We start from the raw sequence: 24789 nt of genomic DNA, 5'->3' as shown, positions 1-24789 counted from the left end.
CTCGCACGGGCCTACAATGAATGGTGCAATTTTTTCATATGATTGCTAATTGTAGGCCGGGTAAGCGTAGCGCCACCCGGCAAGAAAGAGCGCTAACGCCACTGCGCATTATTATAACTGTCGTAGCTCATATCGACACGCTCCCCAAAAATCTCAATATCCGCCCAGGGCTTCACGACAGATTTCACTTTCCTCTGCCTTAATGCGCGGTCAAGTTCTTCTCTGGTCAACGCCTCCGGCATTTTCCACGCGTCCCCGGCGAGCCTCCAGCCCGTGTCGGTTTGTGTGTAAGCCACAATCGTGCGATCGGTAAATTGAAATAGCACGGCTTCCGGCTTGCCGTCGCCGTTAAGATCCAGCGGCATGAGTAAACAGTTACTCTGGGCGCTATCGCAGCTCTCAAAGCGATAATGATTGCTGAGCATGGCTTGCCACAATGCCTTATCAGGACGAGCCATTCCCGGTGCGAGCTGAACCTGTTTTTCCAGCATCGCGGCGGTCATCTTACCTGCTCCGCCAGCGTTCCCGGAGAGAAGACCATTTATTTCACGCTGGCGTTTTGGGTTAGCGATAAACTGCGGATCGTTTTGCAGCGTGAGCATCGCCTCCCGCCCCTTTCGTCCAGCGTTACTGAGCATATACAGGCTGACTTGATCCGCAGTTATCCTGCCGTCCTGATAGCGGGCCATATGGCTTGCGACGCTTATTCGCCACGGATCCAGCACGGGGGTATGGATCAACGCCAGGAAGACGAGGGAAAGCAGCCCGGTCGCCGGAATGACGTACGCATGGATTTTCTGCGGTTCACGGCGCTGAATCAGGACGCTGGCGCAAAAACCGACCGCCCAGACCAGCGCCACGATGGTTATTAATACCCCGTACAAACGCTCGGGTGACCAGCCGTATTGCGAAATGCGTAGCCACAGCGCCCATCCCGCCAGAACCGGATACGCGGGTACGATAGCCACGGCAAGGCGAATCATCCCTCGCAGCGGGACATAGTAAGGCAGCGTTTGACGCTGTGGATGCCACACTATCGTCACCAGGAATAACAGCAGCAGCGCTAAGGTGGTCAGCAAGCCCGCGGCGGATATTCTGGCTGAAATGGATTCAAAGCCGACAAAAGGCAATGCGCCAATAAAGAGCAGCGCCAGCGCCGCCATCAGGGGAAGCAGACCGGTGGCGATGAGGGTCAGCAGATTTTGCAGGGCAAGGATTAACCTTACCTGCATACGCGTGAGAACGGCCGCACTGGCTGAAACCACGCCAATCGCCACTGAAATAAACCCGTCAGAATGGAAGAAAAGCCGATCAAAAAAGCCGATGCCGATAAGTTCGAAAAGCTCGGCCCAGAGGAAAAGCACCAGCCAGAAGAGACCATTCGAAACAAAAATAATGAGCAGCGTCAGCGCGTTATGCCAGTTGCGTTGATAAAAGTCGCTGTAAAACGAGGTAGTCGGGACAGGATCCAGACGCCGCTGAAGCCATGGCAACACCAACAGCGTCATCAGCAGCAGATGAAAGCCGAAAACGAGCATCTCATCTCTGAGACTCCAGCTTTCGAGTCCTGCAACGCTCCACTTAAGCCAGCCGCCCATACCCGCGACTGCCGCGCCGATCAACCCGAGCGCCAGCCACAAAAAAGGCTTTCTGAACGATGTCACAGCAAGCGACATCGTGGTCGTCATTACCACGGTGGCAGGAATGACGCACATCAACCATAGCGTATCGGACGGCAATTTCGCATGCCCGATGTACCAGGTAATGGCATAGCAGAGCACTCCCTGTAGAGCGCCCGCCAGCACGACGGCCAGGCGCGTGGAAGGGGATAACGTTTCACTGTTGTCCATCTTTCATCCCTTGCTTACGAAAAATACAGTGTCCCATTAAAGCGATATCAGGGTGTCAACGGCAATATCTGAAATCATAGTTGCAGGAGACATGAATCGTTTTCCCAATGTAACCCTTACGTAATTTTCTTTCATGTATGCGATTACATTCACATTCTTCCGGATAAATTCACCAGAGATTAACCTTTTAAGAACATTTTCCCCAACCAAAAAGCGATTCCTGCGATAATCTGCCCGCCCTGTGACTGGAGTCGCAGCGTTTTCCGTTAGTAAGGGTTTTGACCAGATACGTAAATCTATGAGCCCCGTCGCGGTTAACATCCCCAGAAAAACCCTACAATTTCAGGCAGTACATATTGGCTAAGGAGCAGTGATATGCGTGTTAATGGTTTAACCCCGCAAGATCTCAAGGCTTATGGTATTCACGACGTCCAGGAAGTGGTCTACAACCCCGATTACGATACGCTGTATCAGGAAGAGCTTAATCCCGCGCTGGAAGGGTACGAGCGAGGTGTGTTGACGAATCTTGGTGCTATCGCCGTCGATACCGGTATTTTTACCGGCCGTTCGCCGAAAGATAAATACATCGTCCGAGATGATACCACCCGCGATACGCTGTGGTGGGCCGATAAAGGCAAAGGGAAGAACGATAACAAACCGCTCTCTCCTGAAACCTGGCAGCATCTGAAAGGGCTCGTCACCCATCAGCTTTCCGGCAAGCGTCTGTTCATCGTCGATGCTTTCTGCGGCGCTAACGCCGACACCCGTCTCTCCGTTCGGTTTATCACTGAAGTGGCCTGGCAGGCGCATTTCGTGAAGAACATGTTCATTCGTCCGACCGATGAAGAACTGCAAAACTTCACCCCTGACTTTATCGTGATGAACGGCGCGAAATGCACCAACCCGCAGTGGAAAGAGCAGGGTCTGAACTCCGAAAACTTCATCGCCTTCAACCTGACCGAGCGTATCCAGCTGATCGGCGGTACCTGGTACGGCGGCGAAATGAAGAAAGGGATGTTCTCGGTCATGAACTACCTGCTGCCACTGCGCGGTATCGCCTCCATGCACTGCTCGGCGAACGTCGGTGAAAAAGGTGACGTGGCGGTGTTCTTCGGCCTTTCCGGCACCGGTAAAACGACGCTGTCCACCGATCCAAAACGTCGTCTGATTGGCGACGACGAGCACGGCTGGGACGACGACGGCGTGTTTAACTTTGAAGGCGGCTGCTACGCGAAGACCATTCGCCTGTCTGAAGAGGCAGAGCCGGATATCTACCACGCGATTCGCCGCGATGCGCTGCTGGAAAACGTCACCGTGCGTGCCGATGGCTCCGTCGACTTCGACGATGCGTCCAAAACCGAAAACACCCGCGTGTCTTACCCGATTTACCACATCGACAACATCGTGAAGCCGGTGTCGAAGGCGGGCCACGCCACGAAGGTGATTTTCCTGACCGCGGACGCGTTCGGCGTGTTGCCGCCAGTTTCCCGCCTGACCGCCAGCCAGACGCAGTACCACTTCCTCTCTGGCTTTACCGCTAAGCTGGCGGGTACCGAGCGCGGCGTGACCGAGCCAACTCCAACCTTCTCCGCCTGCTTCGGCGCGGCATTCCTGTCGCTGCACCCGACGCAGTACGCGGAAGTGTTGGTGAAACGCATGCAGGCGTCCGGTGCCCAGGCCTATCTGGTAAACACCGGCTGGAACGGTACCGGCAAGCGTATCTCCATCAAAGATACCCGCGCCATCATCGACGCCATCCTGGACGGTTCACTGGACAACGCCGAGACCTTTACGCTGCCGATGTTCGATCTGGCGATCCCAACCGAGCTGCCGGGCGTGGATACGCGTATCCTTGACCCGCGCAACACCTACGGTTCACCGGAACAGTGGCGCGAGAAGGCAGAATCGCTGGCGAAACTGTTTATCGAAAACTTTGAGAAGTATACCGATACCCCGGCAGGTGAAGCGCTGGTGAGTGCGGGTCCGAAGCTGTAGCCCTTCTCCCTCTCCTTGTAGGAGAGGGTCGGGGTGAGGGCATCAGGCCGCAGAGAATAAATCTTGTCGGGTGGCGGCTTCGCCTTACCCGACCTACGAAAAGGGTGGCTAAAGCCACCCTTTTTTAACTCTCTTTTACCTGCCCCCGTAAAACCGGCACCGGTAACCATGCGCGAATACTCAATCCACCCCGTTCGCTGGTGCCAATTTCCAGCAGTCCGTTATGGTTATCAACAATACGCTGCACAATCGCCAGGCCTAAGCCCGTGCCGCTGGTGCTGCGCGCGCTGTCGCCGCGCACGAACGGCTGGAACAGGTGCTTACGCTGCTCAGGCTTGATGCCCGGACCATCGTCTTCCACCTGGAACCAGGCGCGGTTGAGTTCCGTACCGCTGCTGACTTTGATCCAGCCGTTGCCGTAGCGCGCCGCGTTGACCACCATATTCGCCACCGCGCGTTTGATGGAGAGCGGATGCATACGTACCTGAATCTCACCCGCCTGAAGGTCGGTCGCAATTTCACGTTCATAGCCGCTTTCCGCGGCGACCACTTCCCCCAGCACCGCGTTCAGATCCGCCATCTCCATTGGCATTTCCTGCCCGGTGCGCAGATAATCGATAAACTGCTCGATGATGGCGTTACACTCTTCTATATCTTTATTAATAGATTCAGCGAGATAACCATCCTGCTCGCCCATCATCTCTGTCGCCAGCCGGATGCGCGTCAGCGGGGTGCGAAGGTCATGGCTGACCCCGGCCATCAGCAGCGTACGGTCGTCCGCCAGCTGTTTAACGCCTGCCGCCATGTGGTTAAACGCACGCGTCACCGAGCGCACTTCCGACGCGCCATACTCGCGCAGCGGCGGTGGGATAATTCCTTTACCGACCTGCAACGCCGCATGCTCCAGGTCGACCAGCGGTCGGTTCTGGATACGAATAAACAGCCACGCGCCGCCGATGGCCAGCAGCATGATCGCCAGGGTGTAACGGAACAGCGGCGAGAAGTCGCCCTGATGGATTTCGGTGAGCGGAACACGCACCCAGATGTTGGGTGACAGCCAGGTTTTCAGCCAGACAACCGGCGAGCTTTTATTGACCTCAACGCGCACTTCCGTCGGGCCGCCAAGCTGCTGCGCCATCTGCTGGCTGAGGAATTCATAATGCTGCGCCCAGCGCAGGCCAGCATCTTCTGCCGCTTCGTTGGAGTAGAGCGAAATACCCAGCTCACGGTAGATTTCCCGACGGAACGCCGGGGGAACAACCAACTGCGTGCCGTCCTCCAGTTGCAGTTTGTCGGTCATCAGCATACGCACTTCGTATGCCAGCACCTTATTAAACTGCTGAAGGCTCGGCAGGATCGCAAAGTTCAGCACCACCAGGTAGGTCGTCACCAGGCTGACGAACAGCAGGGTGACGATCAATAACAGCGTGCGGGCAAACGAACTTCGCGGCGAGAAGCGCATTCGCCTCATGCTTTAGAGCCGTCCGGAACAAATACGTAGCCCAGACCCCACACGGTCTGAATGTAACGAGGATGCGCCGGATCTTCTTCCACCATGCGGCGCAGACGAGAGATCTGCACGTCGATAGAACGCTCCATCGCCGAGTATTCACGACCACGCGCCAGATTCATCAGCTTGTCACGGGAGAGCGGCTCACGCGGGTGGCTGACCAGCGCTTTCAGCACCGCGAACTCGCCGCTGGTGAGCGGCATTGGCTCATCTTCACGGAACATCTCACGGGTGCCGAGGTTCAGCTTGAACTTACCGAATGCAATGACTGCCTCTTCCTGAGACGGCGCGCCCGGCAGCTCGTTCGCCTGACGACGCAGCACGGCGCGAATACGCGCCAGCAGTTCACGCGGGTTGAACGGCTTAGGAATGTAGTCATCAGCGCCAATCTCAAGGCCGACGATACGGTCAACTTCTTCACCCTTCGCCGTCACCATGATGATCGGCATCGGGTTGCTCTGGCTGCGCAGGCGGCGGCAGATAGAGAGCCCGTCTTCGCCAGGCAGCATCAGGTCTAACACCATCAGGTGGAAGGATTCACGCGTCAGCAGACGATCCATCTGTTCCGCGTTCGCGACGCTACGAACCTGGAAGCCCTGCTCTGTCAGATAACGTTCCAGCAGCGCACGCAGGCGCATGTCGTCATCCACGACCAGAATTTTGTAGTTCTCTTGCATTGTGTGTACTCCCAAAGGTTCGGATAGGCCTGGAACAGCGTATTCTAAAAAAGTGCACGTGTTCGACCAGCAAATTCTGGTATAAATTCTAGACGAAATTGTTACAAAGCATATTTAACAGCAGCTTATCTGTTCATTTCATCACATAAATCATTATTAATCTTGTCTGTTACACTGTGCGCTACGTATTGTGCGCAAAGACAGTTAACCGGCATTAAAGGCTGCACCATGAAAACGCCTCTGATCACCCGTGAAGGGTACGAAAAACTCAAAAAAGAGATGGATTACCTGTGGCGCGAAGAGCGTCCGGAAGTGACCAAAAAAGTTACCTGGGCGGCAAGCCTGGGCGATCGCAGCGAGAATGCGGACTACCAGTACAATAAAAAGCGGCTGCGCGAAATCGATCGCCGGGTACGCTACCTGACGAAGTGCCTCGAGAATCTCAAAATCGTCGATTACTCCCCGCAGCAGGAAGGTAAAGTCTTTTTCGGCGCCTGGGTGGAGATCGAAAACGACGACGGCAACACCCTGCGTTTTCGCATCGTCGGTTACGATGAAATTTTCGGTCGTAAGGATTACATCTCTATCGACTCACCGATGGCCCGCGCCCTGCTGAAAAAAGAGGTGGGCGATTTAGCCGTTGTCCAGACGCCCGCCGGTGAAGCAAGCTGGTACGTCAACGAAATCGAGTATGTTAAATAGTCCGAGAGCGCCCTCCCCGGCTGGCATTTTTTGGTGTCAGCCCGTATAACTATCCCCCTGATTTTCGATCCACAAGATGAACTGACCATGATGAAAGAGTCGCTCTGCCGCATTATTGCGGGTGATATTCAGGCCAGAGCCGAACAGGTAGAAGCTGCCGTTCGCCTGCTTGATGAAGGGAACACCGTGCCGTTTATTGCACGTTATCGTAAGGAAGTCACCGGCGGTCTGGATGACACGCAGCTGCGTAACCTGGAGACGCGTCTGGGCTATCTGCGCGAACTGGAAGACCGACGTCAGGCGATCCTCAAATCTATCGGCGAGCAGGGCAAGCTGACCAGTGACCTGGAAAAAGCCATTAACGGCACCCTGAGCAAAACCGAACTTGAAGATCTCTATCTGCCGTACAAACCGAAGCGCCGCACGCGCGGGCAGATCGCGATCGAGGCCGGACTAGAGCCGCTGGCCGACCTGCTGTGGAACGAGCCGTCTCACGACCCGGAAACCGAAGCCGCCAAATTTATCGACGCCGACAAAGGCGTAGCGGACACCAAAGCCGCGCTGGACGGCGCTCGCTACATTCTGATGGAGCGTTTTGCCGAAGACGCGGCGCTGCTGGCCAAAGTGCGTGATTACCTGTGGAAGAACGCGCATATCGTCTCCACCGTGGTGACCGGCAAAGAGGAAGAAGGCGCGAAATTCCGCGACTATTTCGATCACCACGAACCGATTTCTACCGCGCCGTCCCACCGCGCGCTGGCGATGTTCCGCGGCCGTAACGAAGGCGTGCTGCAACTCTCCCTGAATGCCGATCCGCAGTTTGACGAGCCGCCAAAAGAGAGCCACTGCGAGCAGATCATTATCGATCATCTCGGCCTGCGCCTGAACAACGCCCCGGCGGACAGCTGGCGCAAAGGCGTGGTGAGCTGGACCTGGCGCATTAAGGTGCTGATGCACCTCGAAACCGAGCTGATGGGCACCGTGCGCGAGCGCGCCGAAGACGAAGCGATCAACGTCTTCGCCCGTAACCTGCATGACCTGCTGATGGCCGCCCCCGCTGGCCTGCGCGCCACCATGGGGCTCGATCCGGGTCTGCGTACCGGCGTGAAGGTGGCGGTCGTTGACGGCACCGGCAAGCTGGTCGCCACCGACACCATTTACCCGCACACCGGCCAGGCGGCTAAGGCGGCGACGGTCGTGGCGGCGCTGTGTGAAAAATATAACGTCGAGCTGGTCGCCATCGGTAACGGTACGGCGTCCCGCGAAACCGAGCGTTTCTACCTTGACGTGCAGAAGCAGTTCCCGAAAGTGACGGCGCAGAAAGTGATCGTCAGCGAGGCGGGGGCATCGGTCTATTCCGCCTCAGAACTGGCGGCGCAGGAGTTCCCGGACCTGGACGTTTCCCTGCGCGGCGCGGTCTCAATTGCCCGTCGTTTGCAGGATCCGCTGGCGGAGCTGGTGAAGATCGACCCGAAATCCATTGGCGTGGGCCAGTATCAGCACGACGTGAGCCAGACGCAGCTGGCGCGCAAGCTGGATGCGGTGGTGGAAGACTGCGTTAACGCCGTCGGCGTGGACCTGAACACCGCCTCCGTTCCCCTGCTGACCCGCGTCGCGGGCTTAACCCGCATGATGGCGCAGAATATCGTCGCCTGGCGCGATGAGAACGGTCAGTTCCAGAACCGCCAGCAGCTGCTGAAGGTGAGCCGCCTCGGGCCGAAAGCGTTTGAGCAGTGCGCGGGCTTCCTGCGCATCAATCACGGCGATAACCCGCTGGATGCCTCTACCGTTCACCCGGAAGCGTACCCGGTCGTTGAGCGTATTCTGGCCGCCACCCAGCAGGCGCTGAAAGACCTGATGGGCGACAGCAGCGCGCTGCGTAACCTGAAGGCGGTGGATTTCACCGACGAACAGTTCGGCGTGCCGACGGTGACCGACATCCTCAAAGAGCTGGAAAAACCGGGCCGCGATCCGCGTCCTGAGTTCAAAACCGCGACCTTTGCTGACGGCGTGGAAACCATGAATGACCTGCTCCCGGGCATGGTGCTGGAAGGTGCGGTGACCAACGTGACCAACTTCGGCGCGTTTGTGGATATTGGCGTGCATCAGGATGGTCTGGTGCATATCTCTTCCCTCGCCGACAAGTTCGTTGAAGATCCGCACACCGTGGTCAAAGCGGGCGACATCGTGAAGGTGAAAGTGCTGGAAGTGGATCTCCAGCGCAAGCGTATCGCCCTGACCATGCGTCTGGACGAGCAGCCGGGCGACACCAGCGCGCGCCGTGGCGGTAATGGCGGTGGCCGTGAGCAGCAGCGCCCGACAGCGAAAGCCGCGAAGCCACGCGGACGCGACGCACAGCCGGCGGGCAACAGCGCGATGATGGATGCGCTGGCAGCGGCAATGGGTAAGAAACGCTAAATCTGTAAATGCCCGGTGGCGCTACGCTTACCGGGCCTACGATTTTGTAGGCCGGGCAAATGCAGTGCCGCCCGGCAAGCAGGCCGCAGGAAATTAAAATAAATATGGTGTATCCATATTTAAACCACTATTTATCACTCCGTTAACAAAATACATTTATTCTTCCCTTTCGGTACTTCCGCAAATATTGAGCAAGGTCAATCCGACCGCAAAATAATACGCTTAACAACATCCCGTCACATTTTTATTATTGCTGATAAAAACTATTCTCATTATCATCGCAGTGTAGATTATTTAACCTCTCGTGGAATCAGGCGCTATGCAATTCACTCCAGACAGTGCGTGGAAAATTATCGGTTTTACCCGTGAGATAAGCCCGGCCTATCGGCAGAAGCTGCTGTCACTGGGTATGCTACCCGGCTCATCATTCCAGGTGGTGCGCGTCGCGCCGTTGGGCGACCCCATTCATATCGAAACCCGACGCGTTAATCTGGTTCTGCGAAAAAAAGATCTCGCATTAATTGAAGTTGAATCTTTATCCCGTTAACAAGCCAGCGGTTTCAGTGAGTCTACTACAATGAAAAAATTAACTATTGGCTTAATTGGCAATCCTAATTCCGGCAAGACAACCTTATTTAATCAGCTAACCGGCGCGCGCCAGCGCGTGGGAAATTGGGCAGGCGTAACGGTTGAACGCAAAGAAGGCCAGTTCACCACGACGGATAACCAGGTCACGCTGGTTGATTTACCGGGAACTTATTCCCTCACTACGATTTCCTCCCAGACCTCTCTCGATGAGCAAATTGCCTGCCACTATATTCTGAGCGGCGACGCGGATATGCTCATCAACGTGGTGGATGCTTCCAACCTCGAGCGCAATCTGTATCTCACGTTACAGTTGCTGGAGCTGGGTATTCCCTGCATCGTGGCGCTCAACATGCTCGACATCGCGGAAAAGCAAAAGCTGCGCATCGACGTCGACGCCCTCTCCGCCCGTCTGGGCTGCCCGGTGGTTCCGCTGGTTTCTACTCGCGCGCGCGGCATTGACGCCCTGAAGCTGGCGATTGACCGCCACGCGGGCAATGCCGACGTCGAGCTGGTGCACTACGCCCAGCCGCTGCTGCGCGAAGCCAGACAACTGGCGCAGGAGATGGACAACACCATGCCCGCCAGACAGCGCCTGTGGCTTGGCCTGCAAATGCTGGAAGGCGATATCTACAGCCGCGCCTACGCAGGCGATGCGGCGGATAAGCTGGACGTTGCGCTGGCCCGCCTGAGCGACGAGCTGGATGACCCGGCCCTGCACATTGCCGATGCGCGCTATCAGGCCATCGCGGCGATCTGTGACGTGGTCAGTAATGCCTTAACCGCTGAACCGAGCCGCTTCACCGCCGCCGTGGATAAGATTGTGCTCAACCGCTTCCTCGGTTTGCCGATCTTTTTACTGGTGATGTACGTGATGTTCCTGCTCGCCATTAACATCGGCGGCGCATTACAACCTATCTTTGATGGCGGCTCTGTCGCTATCTTCGTGCATGGCATTCAGTGGCTGGGCTATACCCTCCACTTCCCGGAATGGCTGACTATCTTCCTTGCGCAGGGGATCGGCGGCGGGATCAACACCGTCCTCCCGCTGGTGCCGCAAATCGGCATGATGTACCTGTTCCTCTCCTTCCTGGAGGATTCCGGTTACATGGCGCGCGCGGCCTTCGTGATGGACCGCCTGATGCAGGCGCTGGGGCTGCCGGGCAAATCGTTCGTGCCGCTGATTGTCGGCTTCGGCTGTAACGTGCCGTCCGTGATGGGCGCGCGTACGCTGGATGCACCGCGTGAACGCCTGATGACCATCATGATGGCGCCGTTCATGTCCTGCGGCGCGCGTCTGGCGATCTTCGCGGTCTTTGCCGCGGCGTTCTTTGGTCAGGAAGGGGCGCTGGCCGTCTTCTCCCTGTATGTGCTGGGTATTGTGATGGCGATCCTCACCGGCCTGATGCTGAAGCACACCATCATGCGCGGCGAAGCCTCGCCGTTCGTGATGGAGCTGCCGGTGTATCACGTTCCCCACCTGAAAAGTCTGGTCATTCAGACATGGCAGCGCCTCAAGGGCTTCGTTCTGCGCGCCGGTAAGGTGATTGTTATCGTCAGCATTTTCCTGAGCGCCCTGAACAGCTTCACCCTGAGCGGCCAGGCGGCGGACAACATTAACGATTCCGCCCTCGCCTCCGTCAGCCGGATCATTACGCCGGTCTTCAAACCGATTGGCGTTCAGGAAGACAACTGGCAGGCAACCGTGGGCCTGTTCACCGGCGCGATGGCGAAAGAGGTGGTGGTCGGCACCCTGAACACGCTCTACACCGCTGAGAATATTCAGGAAGAGGAGTTTAATCCGGCAGCGTTCCACCTCGGCGATGAACTGCTCGGCGCGGTGGAAGAGACCTGGCAGAGCCTGAAAGATACCTTCAGCCTGAGCGTGCTGGCGAACCCGATTGAAGCCAGCAAAGGCGACGGCGAAATGGCGACCGGGGCAATGGGCGTGATGGGCCAGAAATTTGGCAGCGCGTCAGCGGCCTACAGCTACCTGATCTTCGTCCTGCTCTATATTCCGTGCATCTCGGTGATGGGCGCCATTGCCCGCGAGTCCAGCCGCGGCTGGATGGGCTTCTCCATTCTCTGGGGGCTGAACATTGCCTACTCGCTGGCGACCGTGTTTTATCAGACCGTCAATTACAGTCAGCATCCGCGCTACAGCCTGGTCTGCATTCTGGCGGTGATCCTGTTCAACGTGCTGGTGATTGGCCTGCTGCGCCGGGCGCGTAGCCGCGTTGACATTAATCTGCTGGCGACGCGCAAAACCCCAACCACCTGCTGTAGCAGCCCTGCGGGCGACTGTCACTGAGGAGGAAAGCGATGGCATCGTTGATTCAGGTCCGGGACTTACTGGCGTTGCAGGGGCGAATGGAGGCGAAGCAGCTCAGCCTCAGCCTGCGTACGCCGCAGCCGATGATCGATGCCATGCTGGAAAGGCTGGATGCCATGGGAAAAGTCGTGCGCATTCAGGAAGAGCCGGACGGTTGTCTGTCCGGCAGCTGTAAACATTGCCCGGAAGGTAAAGCCTGCCTCAGGGAGTGGTGGACGCTTCGCTAATAAAACCGGACAGCGCCGAACAAAACTCAGCAGGATGAGAGATGAAAGGCGCATGTGCCGCTTTGGCAACCACCCGTGACTGACTCTCCGGCCACAGCGCATCCAGCAGCGGAACCACCTTGCGCGGGACCAGCCCATCCAGATAGCCATAAATACGCAGATGCGGCACCGCCAGCGACGCCAGCGGCTCGCGCAGATCGACCGTTTTCAGGATTTCCAGCCCACCGTTCAGTACCTCAACGTCCGGCATCGGCAGGGAAAGCACCGTCTGCTTCAGCGTCCGTGCGTCCTGACGGGCGGTTTCTGTCCCCATGGTTTGTAGCGCCAGAAAACGCTCCACCGTCCGCTGGAAGTCTTCGCTCAGCTGGTGCTGGAAACCGGCGAGCACCTCGGGTTTAATGCCCGGCCACGCCTCGCGGGTGCTGAAGCAGGGTGATGAGGCCACGGTCACCAGCGCCTGCACCCGCTCAGGATGGCTCAGCGCAATCTGGCTTGCCACCAGCCCGCCCAGGCTCCAGCCGAGCCAGACGGCTTTTTGCGGCGCGGCATCCAGAACCTGCTTCGCCATGTCGTCGAGCGTCATCGCCCCATAGCCGCGGCTGCGGCCATACCCCGGCAGATCGACCAGGTGCACCGTAAATTGCGAGGCCAGTTCCTCACTTATGCAACGCCACACTTCGGCGTTCAGTCCCCATCCGTGCAGCAGCACAAGATGACAATTTCCCGTTCCAACGGTCTGCCACCACAGCGTCTTCATCAGCTATCGTTCTCTTTTTTCACATGGAGGTTGCGTATGCTAACAGTGCCCGGCTTGTGCTGGCTATGCCGAATGCCGCTTGCGCTGAGTAAGTGGGGCGTCTGTTCCGTTTGTACGCGCGCGCTGGGCTGGCTGAAGGGCTGCCCGCAATGCGGCTTGCCTGCCGTCAGCCAGACGCTCCCCTGCGGGCGATGCCTGAAAAAAGCGCCGCCGTGGCACGCGCTGGTGGCGGTGGATGATTACGTTTTGCCGCTGAGCCGTCTGGTTCATCAGTTTAAGTTTTCCAGCCAGACCCGCCTGGCGAAGCCGCTGGCGCGCCTGCTATTACTGGCGGTCTTACAGGCGCGGCGAACGCGGGGGCTGCCGAAGATCGACCTGATTATGAACGTACCCCTCTTCCGGCGTCGCCACTGGCGGCGGGGTTATAATCAGAGCGACCTGCTGTGCCGTCCGCTCGCCCGCTGGCTGGGCTGTCGGTACGCTGCCTGCGCGCTGAAGCGCGTACATGCCACTGCGGTTCAGCACCGCCTCAATGCCCGGCTGCGCAAAAGGAACCTGAAAAACGCCTTTCGCCTTGAATTGCCGGTCAACGGTCTCCATATCGCGATTGTGGATGATGTCGTCACCACGGGCAGTACCGTCGCTGAACTTTCCCGACTGCTTTTGCAAAGCGGCGCCGCGTCAGTTCAGGTATGGTGTCTGTGCCGTACCTTGTAGCCCTTCTCCAATGGGCGTATGATTATACCCAGGTAATTTAGTCAACTATTAGGCCAAAGCTATGATCCGTATTTCCGATTCTGCACAAGCGCACTTTGCCAAACTGCTGGCAAATCAGGAAGAAGGGACGCAGATCCGCGTGTTTGTGATCAATCCAGGCACTCCGAATGCAGAATGTGGTGTCTCTTATTGTCCTCCGGATGCCGTGGAAGCAACTGACACTGCCCTTAAATTTGAACAGCTCACCGCGTACGTTGATGAGCTGAGCGCGCCGTATCTTGAAGATGCGGAGATTGATTTCGTTACCGACCAGCTGGGCTCTCAGTTGACGCTGAAAGCGCCAAACGCGAAGATGCGTAAAGTCTCTGACGATGCCCCGCTGATGGAGCGCGTGGAATATCTGCTGCAATCGCAGATCAACCCACAGCTGGCCGGCCACGGTGGACGTGTTTCCCTGATGGAAATCACCGAAGAGGGTCTGGCGATCCTGCAATTTGGCGGCGGCTGTAACGGCTGCTCCATGGTCGATGTAACCCTGAAAGAAGGGATCGAGAAGCAGCTGCTGAACGAATTCCCTGAACTGAAAGGCGTGCGCGATCTGACCGAGCACCAGCGCGGCGAGCACTCTTACTACTAATTCAGTACCCGTCTGTATTGCCCGGTGGCGCTGCGCTTACCGGGCCTACAAACACAGTCTGCAAGGCTCGTAGGCCGGGTAAGGCGAAGCCGCCACCCGGCTTTTGTTTTCCCGCCGATCTCACTCCATATGTTGACCTGCGTCTCATAATTCACATTTTGCCTCCCTGGGTGATTCTCAATCACAGCATGTTACCCGTATTATTCCCATGGGCACTCAACACCCCTATAACAGCCGACTAAACTTAACGTTTTCGCAGGCATCAGTATGAGTGCCGTTAACGCTCTGTTCCCAGTTGGGACAACCGGAATTTGTCGTTGAAACAATGACGTTACCCATAACAATTCAAAGGCCAGGTCAATCATGCCATTAGTCATCGTCGCTATCGGTGTTGTGTTATTACTGCTCTTGATGATCCGCTTCAAAATGAACGGATTTATCGCTCTGGTTCTGGTGGCACTTGCAGTCGGTCTGATGCAGGGAATGCCGCTGGTTAAAGTTATCAGCTCCATCAAAGCCGGTGTCGGCGGTACGCTCGGCAGCCTGGCGCTGATCATGGGCTTCGGCGCCATGCTGGGTAAAATGCTCGCGGACTGCGGTGGCGCGCAGCGTATTGCCACCACGCTTATCGATAAATTTGGCAAGCAGCATATCCAGTGGGCGGTGGTCTTAACCGGTTTTACCGTCGGTTTCGCGCTGTTCTATGAAGTGGGCTTCGTGCTGATGCTGCCGCTGGTGTTCACCATCGCCGCTGCCGCCAACATCCCGCTGCTGTTCGTGGGCGTGCCGATGGCTGCGGCGCTGTCCGTCACTCACGGCTTCCTGCCGCCGCACCCGGGCCCAACCGCTATCGCCACCATCTTCCACGCCGATATGGGTAAAACCCTGCTGTTCGGTACGATTCTGGCGATCCCAACGGTTATCCTGGCGGGCCCTGTTTATGCGCGCTTCCTGAAAGGCATTGATAAGCCCATCCCGGAAGGCCTGTACAGCGCCAAAACCTTCTCAGAAGAAGAGATGCCGGGCTTTGGCGTCAGCGTCTGGACCTCACTGGTGCCGGTGATCCTGATGGCGATGCGTGCCGTAGCAGAGATGGTTCTGCCGAAAGGTCACGCGTTCCTGTCCGTTGCAGAGTTCCTGGGCGACCCGGTAATGGCAACGCTGATTGCGGTATTGATTGCGATGTTCACCTTCGGTCTTAACCGCGGTCGCTCCATGGATCAGATCAACGACACGCTGACCTCTTCCATCAAAATCATCGCCATGATGCTGCTGATCATCGGCGGCGGCGGCGCGTTCAAGCAGGTGCTGGTCGACAGCGGCGTGGATAAATACATCGCTGCCATGATGCACGAAACCAACGTCTCCCCGCTGCTGATGGCGTGGTCAATCGCCGCCGTTCTGCGTATTGCGCTGGGTTCTGCGACCGTTGCGGCGATCACCGCGGGCGGCATCGTTGCACCGCTGATTGCCACGACGGGCGTCAGCCCTGAGCTGATGGTTATCGCGGTCGGTTCCGGTAGCGTGATTTTCTCCCACGTGAACGATCCGGGCTTCTGGCTGTTCAAGGAGTACTTCAACCTGACCATCGGTGAAACCATTAAGTCCTGGTCCGCGCTGGAGACCATTATTTCGGTGTGTGGCCTGGTCGGGGTGCTGCTGTTGAATATGGTGGTCTGATGCCCTAAGTCGGGTGGCGGCTACGCCTTACCCGACCTACATGAGCATTACCTGATAATAAAAAACCCGCCACTGGCGGGTTTTTTATTACTTCTTCCCGGCTGCTTTTCGCCGCTTATCCAAATCCTTAATCAGCCTGTTCACGCCGTCATCCGTAAACATCTTCTCAAGCGTAGTGGAGAGCTTGCGACGCCAGTTTTTGTACTGATAGCTGGTGCCGGGAACGTTCACCGGCTCCGCCATATCAATCCAGTCTTCGGGTTGCAGGCCGAGCAACGCGCTGTTGCTGTCGGCAATATAGCGCTGTAAGCCACGGTTAAGCGTTGGCGTCATCGACATCAGCGACGCCTTATGCCCGGCGCGCTTCGGCAGACAGCCGTGCTTATGCAGCGCGTCCAGCAGCCCCTGCTTCGCCAGCTCGCGATCCTGATACAGCCCGCGCAGAACCTCTTCATCAGGATAGAGACCCAGCGTTTTGCCGAGCGTCAGGTCACCGCTTTCCCAGTAGCCTCTGAGCGTAGGAAGATCGTGCGTCGTCGCGACTGCCATTGACTGTTCTGGGTACGCTTTCGGCGCACGGAAGGTTTTCTCATGGTCGTTTTCAAAATAGAGCACTTTGTAGGAGTAAACCCCGCTGTCGCGGAGCTTGCTGACGATCTCAACCGGCACCGTACCGAGATCTTCACCAATCACCATGCACTGATGACGTTGACTCTCCAGCGCGAGGATCGACAGCAGATCGTCCACCGGATACTGCACGTACGCCCCGTGATCGGCCGTTTCACCGTACGGGATCCACCACAGACGCAGCACGGACATCACGTGATCGATACGCAGCGCCCCGCAGTTCTGCATGTTCGCGCGCAGCAGGTCGATAAACGGCTCGTAGGCACGCGCCGCCATCACGTGCGGATCCATCGGCGGCAGGCCCCAGTTCTGACCGAGCGGGCCCAGGATGTCCGGCGGCGCACCCACGGAAGCCTTCAGGCAGTAAAGTTCACGGTCACACCAGGTTTCCGCTCCGCCTTCCGCCACGCCGACGGCCAAATCGCGATACAGCCCGATCGGCATGTTATAGCCCTGGCTCACCTGCCAGCAGGCGGCAAACTGGCTGTACGCCAGCCACTGCAACCAGAGATAGAAATCCACCTCGTCGGCATGCGTCTTACAGAACGCTTTTACTTCCGGGGTATCCACGGACTGATACGCTTCCGGCCACACCGGCCAGCCCCAGCGCATCTCGTCCTCTTGCACCTGATACGCGTGCAGCGCATCAAACGCCGCCTGCCAGTACAGGCTTTCCCCCTCCTGCATCACAAACTGGCGGAAGGTTGCCATCTGCGCGTCGTTACGCTTCGCAAAGCCCTTCCATGCCAGACGCAGCGCCGCGATTTTCAGCGCGGTCACGGTGGCATAGTCCACCCACTCCGCATCGCGAGCTTGTTGCAGCATCTGCTGCGTGGTGTCCAGCTTCCACCAGGCCTGCGCCTCTTTGCTGTTTTTGAAATCGTCTAACGCGTTAACGTCGATGTAAATCACGTTCAGCCAGCGGCGGGAAGACGGGCTGTACGGGCTCGCGCTTTCCGGGTTAGCCGGATAGAGGGCGTGGATCGGGTTGAGGCCGATAAACGCCCCGCCGCGCTCCCCCACGGATACCAGCATATTCTTCAGGTCACCAAAATCGCCGATGCCCCAGTTGCTGTCGGAACGCAGCGTATAGAGCTGCACGCAGGCGCCCCACAGTTTTTTGCCTTCGAGCAGTGCCTGCGGCTCATAGCAGCGCTTCGGCGCGACGATCACCCGACAGTGGAAGCGGCCGTCATTCTGGGTGAGCGTCAGGCTGTGGTAGCCCTCCGGCAGCTTTGCCGGAAGGTTGAACGTTTTGCCGCCGGTGGCGTGGCCTTTGTGCTGGTGCCCCTCTTCGGTGGTGAGCAGCCAGCTGAATTCGCCGCGCCCTTCCACCGTCAGCGGCATCTTTTTGCCTGCGGTGAAGACCTTCACGTTCGGCACTGGCGTACCCGACGCTTTCGCGTCGGTTTTATGCATGGCATCCAGCAAACGTCTTTTGGTGTCCGCACCAATAGACTGCGGTTTGCCGTGCGCATTGATGTAACTGAGGCTAATTCCCGCCGCCTGCGCGGCACTGTCCAGACGTTTACTCTCCATCGCGCTTCCTTAGCGTTTTGCCTGCCAGATACGGGCCTGATAATCACGGATTGAGCGGTCAGAGCTGAACATGCCGCAGCGCGCGGTGTTCAGGATACACGCGCGGGTCCAGGCGTCCTGGTCGCGGTACAGCACGTCGACCTGCTTCTGCGCTTCAACATAAGCCGTGAAGTCAGCCATCACCAGATACGGATCGCCGCCCTGTTTGTCCATGCTGTGCAGCATCTGGTCAAACGCGTGCTTGTCGCCGTCGCTGTACTTACCGCTTTCCAGCTCTTTCAGCACCGCATCCAGCACTTTGTCTTTTTTACGCCATTTCACCGGGTCGTACCCTTTGGCTTTGATGGCTTTCACTTCTTCAACAGTATGGCCGAAGATAAAGATGTTCTCTTCACCGACCTTCTCCGCAATTTCGACGTTCGCGCCGTCCAGCGTGCCGACGGTCAGCGCGCCGTTCAGGGCCAGCTTCATGTTGCCGGTACCGGACGCTTCTTTACCGGCGGTAGAGATCTGCTCGGAGATATCCGCCGCCGGGATCAGCATTTCAGCCGCAGAGACGCAGTAGTCCGGCAGGAATACCACCTTCAGCTTGTCGCCCACTTTCGGATCGCTGTTGATCGCCGCCGCTACTTTATTAATGGCGAGGATAATGTTTTTCGCCAGGTAGTAGCCCGGCGCCGCTTTCGCACCGAACAGGAACACGCGCGGCACGCGGTCGGCCTGCGGGTTCTCGCGGATCTCTTTGTACAGCGCCAGAATGTGCAGCAGGTTCAGGTGCTGACGCTTGTACTCGTGCAGGCGCTTGATCTGAATATCGAAAATCGCGTTCGGGTTGATTTCAATCCCGGTGCGCATTTTCACGAACGCCGCCAGGCGAACTTTGTTCTCCAGCTTGATCGCGCGGTACTGCTCGCGGAACTTCGCGTCGTCGGCATATTTTTCCAGGTTAATGAGCTGGTCCAGGTCGTTGGCCCACTCTTTCTTCAGGGTCTTGTCCAGCAGGCCGGCCAGCAGCGGGTTGCACTGCTTGATCCAGCGGCGCGGCGTGATGCCGTTGGTCACGTTGTGGAATTTGGTCGGCCACAGCTGGTGGTATTCCGGGAACAGGTCTTTCACCACCAGGTCAGAGTGCAGCGCCGCCACGCCGTTGACCGCAAAACCGCTGACTACGCACATGTTCGCCATGCGCACCTGCTTGTCGTGCACCACGGCCAGCTTCGCCCAGACGGGCTTATCGCCCGGCCAGGTTTTCTCCACCAGCGTTTTGAACTGGTCGTTAATCTTATTGATGATCTGCATATGGCGCGGCAGCAGCGTTTTCACCAGCTTCTCATCCCAGCACTCCAGCGCTTCCGGCATCAGGGTGTGGTTGGTGTAGGCGAAGGTACGGCTGGTGATGGCCCAGGCGTCGTCCCAGCTCAGTTGATGCTCGTCAATCAGCACGCGCAGCAGTTCCGGGATGGCAATGGTCGGATGCGTGTCGTTGAGCTGAATGACTTCGAAGTCCGGCAGCTGTGCCAGCTTGCGGCCCGCCAGGTGATGGCGACGCAGAATGTCCGCCACGGAGCAGGCGCACTGGAAGTACTGCTGCATCAGGCGCAGCTTTTTACCCGCCAGATGGTTGTCGTTCGGGTAGAGCACTTTCGTCAGCTTCTCGGCGTCGATACCCTGCTGCTCGGCGCGCAGGAAATCGCCGTCGTTGAATTTGGTCAGGTTGAACGGATGCGCGTGCTTCGCCTGCCACAGGCGCAGCGGCTGCGCCACGCCGTTACGGTAGCCGAGCACCGGCAGGTCCCAGGCTTCACCGGTAATGGTGAACGCCGGCTCCCAGAGCCCTTGCTTCGTCACTTTCCCGCCAATCCCGACCTGCACGTCCAGCTGCGCGTTGTGGCGGAACCACGGATAGGTATTACGGTGCCAGTCGTCCGGCGCTTCCATCTGGTGGCCGTCAGCGAATGACTGACGGAACAGGCCGTACTGGTAGTTCAGACCATAGCCAATCGCCGACTGGCCAACCGTTGCCATGGAATCCAGGAAGCAGGCTGCCAGACGTCCCAGTCCGCCGTTACCCAGCGCCGGGTCCGTCTCTTCTTCCAGTAAATCGGTCAGGTTGATGTCGTGTTCTTTCAGCACGTCACCCACTTCCTGATACCAGCCAAGGTTCAGCAGATTGTTGCCTGTCAGACGGCCAATCAGGAACTCCATCGAAATGTAGTTGACGTGACGCTGGCCCTTAACAGGCTTCGTCACGGGCTGAGCGTCCAGCTGCTCCGCGAGCGCCCCGCTCACCGCCTGCCACCACTGGTGAGGCGTCATCTCGTTTGCAGCATGAAGGCCAAAACGCTGCCACTGACGCGTCAGGGCAGCCTGAAATTGAGCTTTGTTGAAAGTAGGCTGTGACATAGGGAATCGGCATCCTGTAGAGAGAAAACACATTTGGCGCTAGTGTGCCTGGCTCACTGCGCCTCTTCCTCCTCCTGTCGGGGATTAGGCAGGGAGGAGTAGCGGGGATGAGCATAAAAGTGTGATCGAGGCCACTGTGTGAGTGTGCGCTTCGCAAAAAAAGATATACCGGAAGCGTGTCAAAGAAGTGAAATACCGTTTCGGAGGGAATTAATCATGACTGAAATGATTACTTACGAAGAATATGATTTCCGGGCGCCTGGATTATTCGGCACCACTATTAAGCCCACGCAACCTTTGCCAAAGTTTATTAACTTCAGCGTCATTATCTCCTCCTGAAACCAGTTTCAGCGCAGCCGTACGCCATGCAGACAAGCCAGCAGCAGCGCGGCATCCAGCCATTTAACAAAAGTTCCAACATAGATGAGAATGTTTTGTGACAGAGTGCAAATTCAGAGCCTCCAAACCCAGACATAACTTGCAATAGTTCCTGTATTGGCCGAACTTATAGGTATTAATTACGAAGCGCAAAAAAAATAAATTTTCTCGTTCCCCACAGTGAAGTGAAAACTATGTTGATTCCGTCCAAATTAAGTCGCCCGGTTCGTCTTGACCATACTGTGGTCCGCGAGCGCCTGCTGGCTAAACTTTCCGGTGCGCATAATTTCCGACTGGCGCTGGTTACGAGTCCTGCGGGTTATGGAAAAACAACGCTCATTTCACAGTGGGCGGCAGGCAAAAGCGATCTTGGCTGGTACTCCCTGGATGAAGGGGATAACCAGCAGGAGCGTTTTGCCAGCTACTTAATTGCCGCTATTCAGCAGGCAACCAACGGGCACTGCGTCACCAGCGAGGTGATGGTGCAGAAGCGCCAGTACGCCAGCCTGTCCTCTCTTTTCTCACAGCTGTTTATTGAACTGGCCGAATGGCATCGCCCGCTGTACGTGGTGATTGATGATTATCATCTGATCACGAACCCGGTCATTCACGAGTCGATGCGTTTCTTCCTGCGCCATCAGCCGGAAAACCTGACGCTGGTGGTCCTGTCGCGCAACCTTCCGCAGCTGGGCATTGCTAACCTGCGCGTGCGCGATCAGCTGCTGGAAATCGGCAGCCAGCAGCTGGCCTTTACCCATCAGGAAGCGAAACAGTTCTTTGACTGCCGTCTGACGTCTCCGATCGAGGCGTCTGAAAGCAGCCGCCTGTGTGATGACGTTGCAGGCTGGGCCACGGCGCTTCAGCTGATTGCCCTCTCCGCGCGGCAAAACAACAGCCCGACGCACCAGTCGGCACGCCGCCTGGCGGGCATCAACGCCAGCCACCTGTCGGATTATCTGGTGGATGAGGTACTCGACAGCGTTGACCTCTCCACCCGCCATTTCCTGCTGAAAAGCTCCCTGCTGCGTTCGATGAACGATGCGCTGATCGTGCGCGTCACCGGCATCGAAAACGGGCAGCTTCAGCTCGAAGAGATTGAACGTCAGGGTCTGTTCCTGACGCGCATGGACGATCCCGGTGAATGGTTTAGCTACCATCCGCTGTTTGGCAGCTTCCTGCGCCAGCGCTGCCAGTGGGAGCTGGCCGCAGAGCTGCCTGACATTCACCGCGCCGCCGCCGAAAGCTGGATGGCGCAAGGTTTCCCGAGCGAGGCTATCCACCACGCGCTGGCCGCGGGGGATGCCGGTATGCTGCGCGATATTCTGCTCAATCACGCGTGGGGACTGTTCAACCACAGCGAACTGTCGCTGCTGGAAGAGTCGTTGAAAGCGCTGCCGTGGGAGAGCCTGCTGGAGAATCCGCGTCTGGTGCTGCTCCAGGCCTGGCTGATGCAGAGCCAGCATCGCTACAGCGAAGTGAACACCCTGCTGGCGCGCGCCGAGCAGGAGATGGAAAGCGAGATGGATACCATCCTGCACGGCGAGTTTAACGCCCTGCGCGCGCAGGTAGCGATTAACGACGGCGACCCGGATGAGGCCGAACGGCTGGCGATGGTCGCGCTGGATGAGCTGCCGCTGGCGAATTTTTACAGCCGCATTGTTGCCACCTCAGTGCACGGCGAAGTGCTGCACTGCAAGGGCGACCTCACGCGTTCGCTTTCGCTCATGCAGCAAACCGAACAGATGGCGCGCCGCCACGATGTCTGGCATTACGCCCTGTGGAGCCTGATCCAGCAAAGCGAGATTTTATTTGCTCAGGGGTTCCTGCAAGCTGCCTGGGAAAACCAGGAGAAAGCGTTCCAGCTTATCCGTGAACAGCATCTGGAACAGCTGCCGATGCACGAGTTCCTGTTGCGTATTCGCGCTCAGCTGCTGTGGGCATGGTCGCGTCTGGATGAAGCAGAAAGCTGCGCCCGCCAGGGGCTGAACGTGCTTTCGAGCTTCCAGCCTCAACAGCAACTCCAGTGTCTGGCCCTGCTGGTACAGTGCTCGCTGGCGCGCGGTGACCTGGATAATGCCCGCAACCACCTTAATCGCCTGGAAAACCTGCTCGGCAATGGGCAGTACCATAGCGACTGGGTGTCCAACGCCGATAAGGTCCGGGTAATTTACTGGCAGATGACCGGCGATAAAAAGTCCGCTGCCCACTGGCTGCGTCAGACGCCTAAGCCAGAGTTTGCCAATAACCACTTCCTGCAAAGCCAGTGGCGCAATATTGCCCGCGTACAGATCCTGCTGGGTGACTTCGAGCCTGCCGAGATTGTGCTGGAAGAGTTAAATGAAAACGCCCGCAGCCTGCGTCTGATGAGCGATTTGAACCGCAACCTGCTGCTGTTAAACCAGCTTTACTGGCAGGCGGGACGTAAAAACGATGCCCAGCGCGTGCTGCTGGAAGCGTTGCAGCTGGCGAACCGCACCGGGTTTATCAGCCACTTTGTGATTGAAGGTGAAGTGATGGCCCAGCAGTTGCGCCAGCTGATTCAGCTCAACACGCTGCCGGAACTCGACCAGCATCGCGCCCAGCGCATTCTGCGCGAGATCAACCAGCATCACCGCCACAAGTTTGCGCACTTCGATGAGAATTTCGTGGAGCGTCTGCTGAACCATCCGGAAGTGCCGGAACTTATCCGCACCAGCCCGCTCACCCAGCGTGAATGGCAGGTGCTGGGGCTGATCTACTCCGGTTACAGCAATGACCAGATAGCCGGTGAGCTGGCCGTCGCGGCGACCACCATCAAAACGCACATTCGTAATCTGTATCAGAAGCTGGGCGTGGCGCACCGTCAGGACGCGGTACAGCATGCGCAGCAGCTGTTGAAAATGATGGGGTACGGTGTGTAATTTATTGCCCGGCGGCGCTACGCTTGCACGGGCCTACGGGTTTTGTAGGTCGGGTAAGCGCCGCGCCACCCGACAAAACGGTTAGCACAGCTCTAACTGCACATTATTATCCTTAATCACCTGCATCACCCCCGCCGGCGGCATTACGTCGGTATAGACCGCATTCACCAGGCCAATGCTGCCCATGTTCACCATCGCGTTACGGCCAAACTTCGAGTGGTCCACCACCAGCATCACGTGGCGCGAGTTCTCAATAATCGCGCGCTTGGTGCGTACCTCGTGATAATCAAACTCCAGCAGCGAGCCGTCAGTGTCGATGCCGCTGATCCCCAGAATGCCGAAATCGAGGCGGAACTGGGAGATAAAATCGAGCGTCGCTTCACCGATAATGCCCCCGTCGCGGCTGCGTAGCTCGCCGCCCGCGAGAATGATGCGGAAATCATCTTTCTGCATCAGGGTGTTAGCCACGTTCAGGTTGTTAGTGACTACGCGCAGGTTCTCGTGATCCAGCAGCGCGTGGGCGACCGCTTCCGGCGTGGTGCCGATATCAATAAACAGCGTCGCGCCGTTCGGGATCTGGCTCGCTACCTTACGGGCGATACGCTCTTTCTCTGCCGTTTGCGTCGCCTTACGGTCATGCCACGAGGTGTTTACCGAGCTGGACGGCAGGGCGGCGCCGCCGTGATGCCGCAGAATACGGTTCTGATCGGCAAGGTCGTTCAGGTCACGGCGGATGGTTTGCGGGCTGACGGCAAACTGCTCCACCAGCTCTTCCGTACTGACGTATCCCTGTTTTTTGACCAGTTCGATAATGGCGTCATGACGTTGTGTTTGTTTCATCAATTATCCCTGAGA

At 57.5% G+C, this 24789-nt stretch carries 17 protein-coding genes; 10 read left to right on the top strand and 7 right to left on the bottom strand.

Annotated elements, in window-relative coordinates; all coding sequences use genetic code 11:
• Window positions 1-92: 92 nt before the first annotated feature.
• Complete coding sequence (locus N5C09_RS13680) at window positions 93-1850, bottom strand: DUF4153 domain-containing protein (RefSeq protein WP_279749225.1); 1758 nt, start codon at window positions 1848-1850, stop codon at window positions 93-95.
• A gap of 375 nt (window positions 1851-2225) precedes the next feature.
• Between N5C09_RS13680 and pckA the strand changes: the two genes are divergently transcribed.
• Entirely contained in the window at window positions 2226-3845 is a 1620-nt protein-coding gene (gene pckA, locus N5C09_RS13675) for a phosphoenolpyruvate carboxykinase (ATP) (protein WP_063865721.1), read from the top strand.
• Between the two features lie 124 nt (window positions 3846-3969).
• Here pckA and envZ read toward each other — a convergent pair whose 3' ends face one another.
• Together envZ and ompR are read right to left on the bottom strand one after the other, a co-directional pair.
• Window positions 3970-5316 carry a two-component system sensor histidine kinase EnvZ gene (gene envZ, locus N5C09_RS13670; RefSeq protein WP_003861615.1) on the bottom strand — a complete coding sequence of 449 codons (1347 nt, stop codon included), beginning with the start codon at window positions 5314-5316 and terminating at the stop codon, window positions 3970-3972.
• Complete coding sequence (gene ompR / locus N5C09_RS13665; RefSeq protein WP_001157751.1) at window positions 5313-6032, bottom strand: two-component system response regulator OmpR; 720 nt, start codon at window positions 6030-6032, stop codon at window positions 5313-5315. The genes envZ and ompR overlap by 4 nt, the downstream gene beginning before the upstream one ends.
• 228 nt (window positions 6033-6260) lie before the next feature.
• Between ompR and greB the strand changes: the two genes are divergently transcribed.
• The 5 genes from greB to feoC all read left to right on the top strand — a co-directional run bounded on the left by greB (window position 6261) and on the right by feoC (window position 12296).
• The gene (greB, locus tag N5C09_RS13660) at window positions 6261-6734 is read left to right on the top strand and encodes a transcription elongation factor GreB (RefSeq protein WP_014072116.1); all 474 of its coding nucleotides are present in this window, start codon (window positions 6261-6263) and stop codon (window positions 6732-6734) included.
• Between the two features lie 87 nt (window positions 6735-6821).
• On the top strand, window positions 6822-9152 hold the full coding sequence (locus N5C09_RS13655; RefSeq protein WP_279749248.1) for a Tex family protein: 2331 nt from the start codon (window positions 6822-6824) through the stop codon (window positions 9150-9152).
• A gap of 319 nt (window positions 9153-9471) precedes the next feature.
• The gene (gene feoA, locus N5C09_RS13650) at window positions 9472-9699 is read left to right on the top strand and encodes a ferrous iron transporter A (protein ID WP_006812243.1); all 228 of its coding nucleotides are present in this window, start codon (window positions 9472-9474) and stop codon (window positions 9697-9699) included.
• A 30-nt stretch (window positions 9700-9729) separates the two neighbouring features.
• Window positions 9730-12048 (top strand): Fe(2+) transporter permease subunit FeoB, encoded by a 2319-nt coding sequence (feoB, locus tag N5C09_RS13645; protein WP_107534077.1) that lies wholly within the window; start codon window positions 9730-9732, stop codon window positions 12046-12048.
• A gap of 11 nt (window positions 12049-12059) precedes the next feature.
• Window positions 12060-12296 carry a [Fe-S]-dependent transcriptional repressor FeoC gene (gene feoC / locus N5C09_RS13640; protein ID WP_279749224.1) on the top strand — a complete coding sequence of 79 codons (237 nt, stop codon included), beginning with the start codon at window positions 12060-12062 and terminating at the stop codon, window positions 12294-12296.
• On the opposite strand, the gene bioH is transcribed toward feoC, so the two are convergent.
• Window positions 12271-13053 (bottom strand): pimeloyl-ACP methyl ester esterase BioH, encoded by a 783-nt coding sequence (gene bioH, locus N5C09_RS13635; protein ID WP_279749223.1) that lies wholly within the window; start codon window positions 13051-13053, stop codon window positions 12271-12273. The genes feoC and bioH overlap by 26 nt on opposite strands.
• 36 nt (window positions 13054-13089) lie before the next feature.
• Between bioH and gntX the strand changes: the two genes are divergently transcribed.
• The 3 genes from gntX to gntT all read left to right on the top strand — a co-directional run bounded on the left by gntX (window position 13090) and on the right by gntT (window position 16087).
• Window positions 13090-13770 carry a DNA utilization protein GntX gene (gene gntX, locus N5C09_RS13630; RefSeq protein WP_279749222.1) on the top strand — a complete coding sequence of 227 codons (681 nt, stop codon included), beginning with the start codon at window positions 13090-13092 and terminating at the stop codon, window positions 13768-13770.
• A 61-nt stretch (window positions 13771-13831) separates the two neighbouring features.
• Window positions 13832-14407, top strand: a complete 576-nt coding sequence (nfuA, locus tag N5C09_RS13625) for a Fe-S biogenesis protein NfuA (RefSeq protein WP_063449522.1) — start codon at window positions 13832-13834, stop codon at window positions 14405-14407.
• A 363-nt stretch (window positions 14408-14770) separates the two neighbouring features.
• Window positions 14771-16087 (top strand): gluconate transporter, encoded by a 1317-nt coding sequence (gene gntT / locus N5C09_RS13620; protein ID WP_063449523.1) that lies wholly within the window; start codon window positions 14771-14773, stop codon window positions 16085-16087.
• 87 nt (window positions 16088-16174) lie between these two features.
• On the opposite strand, the gene malQ is transcribed toward gntT, so the two are convergent.
• The gene (gene malQ, locus N5C09_RS13615; protein ID WP_279749221.1) at window positions 16175-18253 is read right to left on the bottom strand and encodes a 4-alpha-glucanotransferase; all 2079 of its coding nucleotides are present in this window, start codon (window positions 18251-18253) and stop codon (window positions 16175-16177) included.
• A 9-nt stretch (window positions 18254-18262) separates the two neighbouring features.
• Entirely contained in the window at window positions 18263-20656 is a 2394-nt protein-coding gene (gene malP, locus N5C09_RS13610) for a maltodextrin phosphorylase (protein ID WP_193036003.1), read from the bottom strand.
• Between the two features lie 572 nt (window positions 20657-21228).
• On the opposite strand from malP, the gene malT reads away from it, so the two are divergent.
• On the top strand, window positions 21229-23934 hold the full coding sequence (malT, locus tag N5C09_RS13605; protein WP_063865394.1) for an HTH-type transcriptional regulator MalT: 2706 nt from the start codon (window positions 21229-21231) through the stop codon (window positions 23932-23934).
• Between the two features lie 81 nt (window positions 23935-24015).
• Here the strand turns inward: malT and N5C09_RS13600 are convergent, their stop codons facing one another.
• Window positions 24016-24774, bottom strand: a complete 759-nt coding sequence (locus N5C09_RS13600) for a DeoR/GlpR family transcriptional regulator (RefSeq protein WP_063865393.1) — start codon at window positions 24772-24774, stop codon at window positions 24016-24018.
• Between the last annotated feature and the right edge of the window lie 15 nt (window positions 24775-24789).

Origin of the sequence: Enterobacter sp. GD03975 (assembly GCF_029838645.1) — a bacterium.
GTDB classification, from domain to species: domain Bacteria; phylum Pseudomonadota; class Gammaproteobacteria; order Enterobacterales; family Enterobacteriaceae; genus Enterobacter; species Enterobacter quasihormaechei.
This window is presented reverse-complemented; position numbering and strand designations above follow the sequence as displayed.

Bases quoted from the DNA above. Each gene is read 5' to 3' on its own strand.
- N5C09_RS13680 (WP_279749225.1), bottom strand. From the start codon at position 1,850: ATGGACAACAGTGAAACGTTATCCCCTTCCACGCGCCTGGCCGTCGTG.
- pckA (WP_063865721.1), top strand. From the start codon at position 2,226: ATGCGTGTTAATGGTTTAACCCCGCAAGATCTCAAGGCTTATGGTATT.
- envZ (WP_003861615.1), bottom strand. From the start codon at position 5,316: ATGAGGCGAATGCGCTTCTCGCCGCGAAGTTCGTTTGCCCGCACGCTG.
- ompR (WP_001157751.1), bottom strand. From the start codon at position 6,032: ATGCAAGAGAACTACAAAATTCTGGTCGTGGATGACGACATGCGCCTG.
- greB (WP_014072116.1), top strand. From the start codon at position 6,261: ATGAAAACGCCTCTGATCACCCGTGAAGGGTACGAAAAACTCAAAAAA.
- N5C09_RS13655 (WP_279749248.1), top strand. From the start codon at position 6,822: ATGATGAAAGAGTCGCTCTGCCGCATTATTGCGGGTGATATTCAGGCC.
- feoA (WP_006812243.1), top strand. From the start codon at position 9,472: ATGCAATTCACTCCAGACAGTGCGTGGAAAATTATCGGTTTTACCCGT.
- feoB (WP_107534077.1), top strand. From the start codon at position 9,730: ATGAAAAAATTAACTATTGGCTTAATTGGCAATCCTAATTCCGGCAAG.
- feoC (WP_279749224.1), top strand. From the start codon at position 12,060: ATGGCATCGTTGATTCAGGTCCGGGACTTACTGGCGTTGCAGGGGCGA.
- bioH (WP_279749223.1), bottom strand. From the start codon at position 13,053: ATGAAGACGCTGTGGTGGCAGACCGTTGGAACGGGAAATTGTCATCTT.
- gntX (WP_279749222.1), top strand. From the start codon at position 13,090: ATGCTAACAGTGCCCGGCTTGTGCTGGCTATGCCGAATGCCGCTTGCG.
- nfuA (WP_063449522.1), top strand. From the start codon at position 13,832: ATGATCCGTATTTCCGATTCTGCACAAGCGCACTTTGCCAAACTGCTG.
- gntT (WP_063449523.1), top strand. From the start codon at position 14,771: ATGCCATTAGTCATCGTCGCTATCGGTGTTGTGTTATTACTGCTCTTG.
- malQ (WP_279749221.1), bottom strand. From the start codon at position 18,253: ATGGAGAGTAAACGTCTGGACAGTGCCGCGCAGGCGGCGGGAATTAGC.
- malP (WP_193036003.1), bottom strand. From the start codon at position 20,656: ATGTCACAGCCTACTTTCAACAAAGCTCAATTTCAGGCTGCCCTGACG.
- malT (WP_063865394.1), top strand. From the start codon at position 21,229: ATGTTGATTCCGTCCAAATTAAGTCGCCCGGTTCGTCTTGACCATACT.
- N5C09_RS13600 (WP_063865393.1), bottom strand. From the start codon at position 24,774: ATGAAACAAACACAACGTCATGACGCCATTATCGAACTGGTCAAAAAA.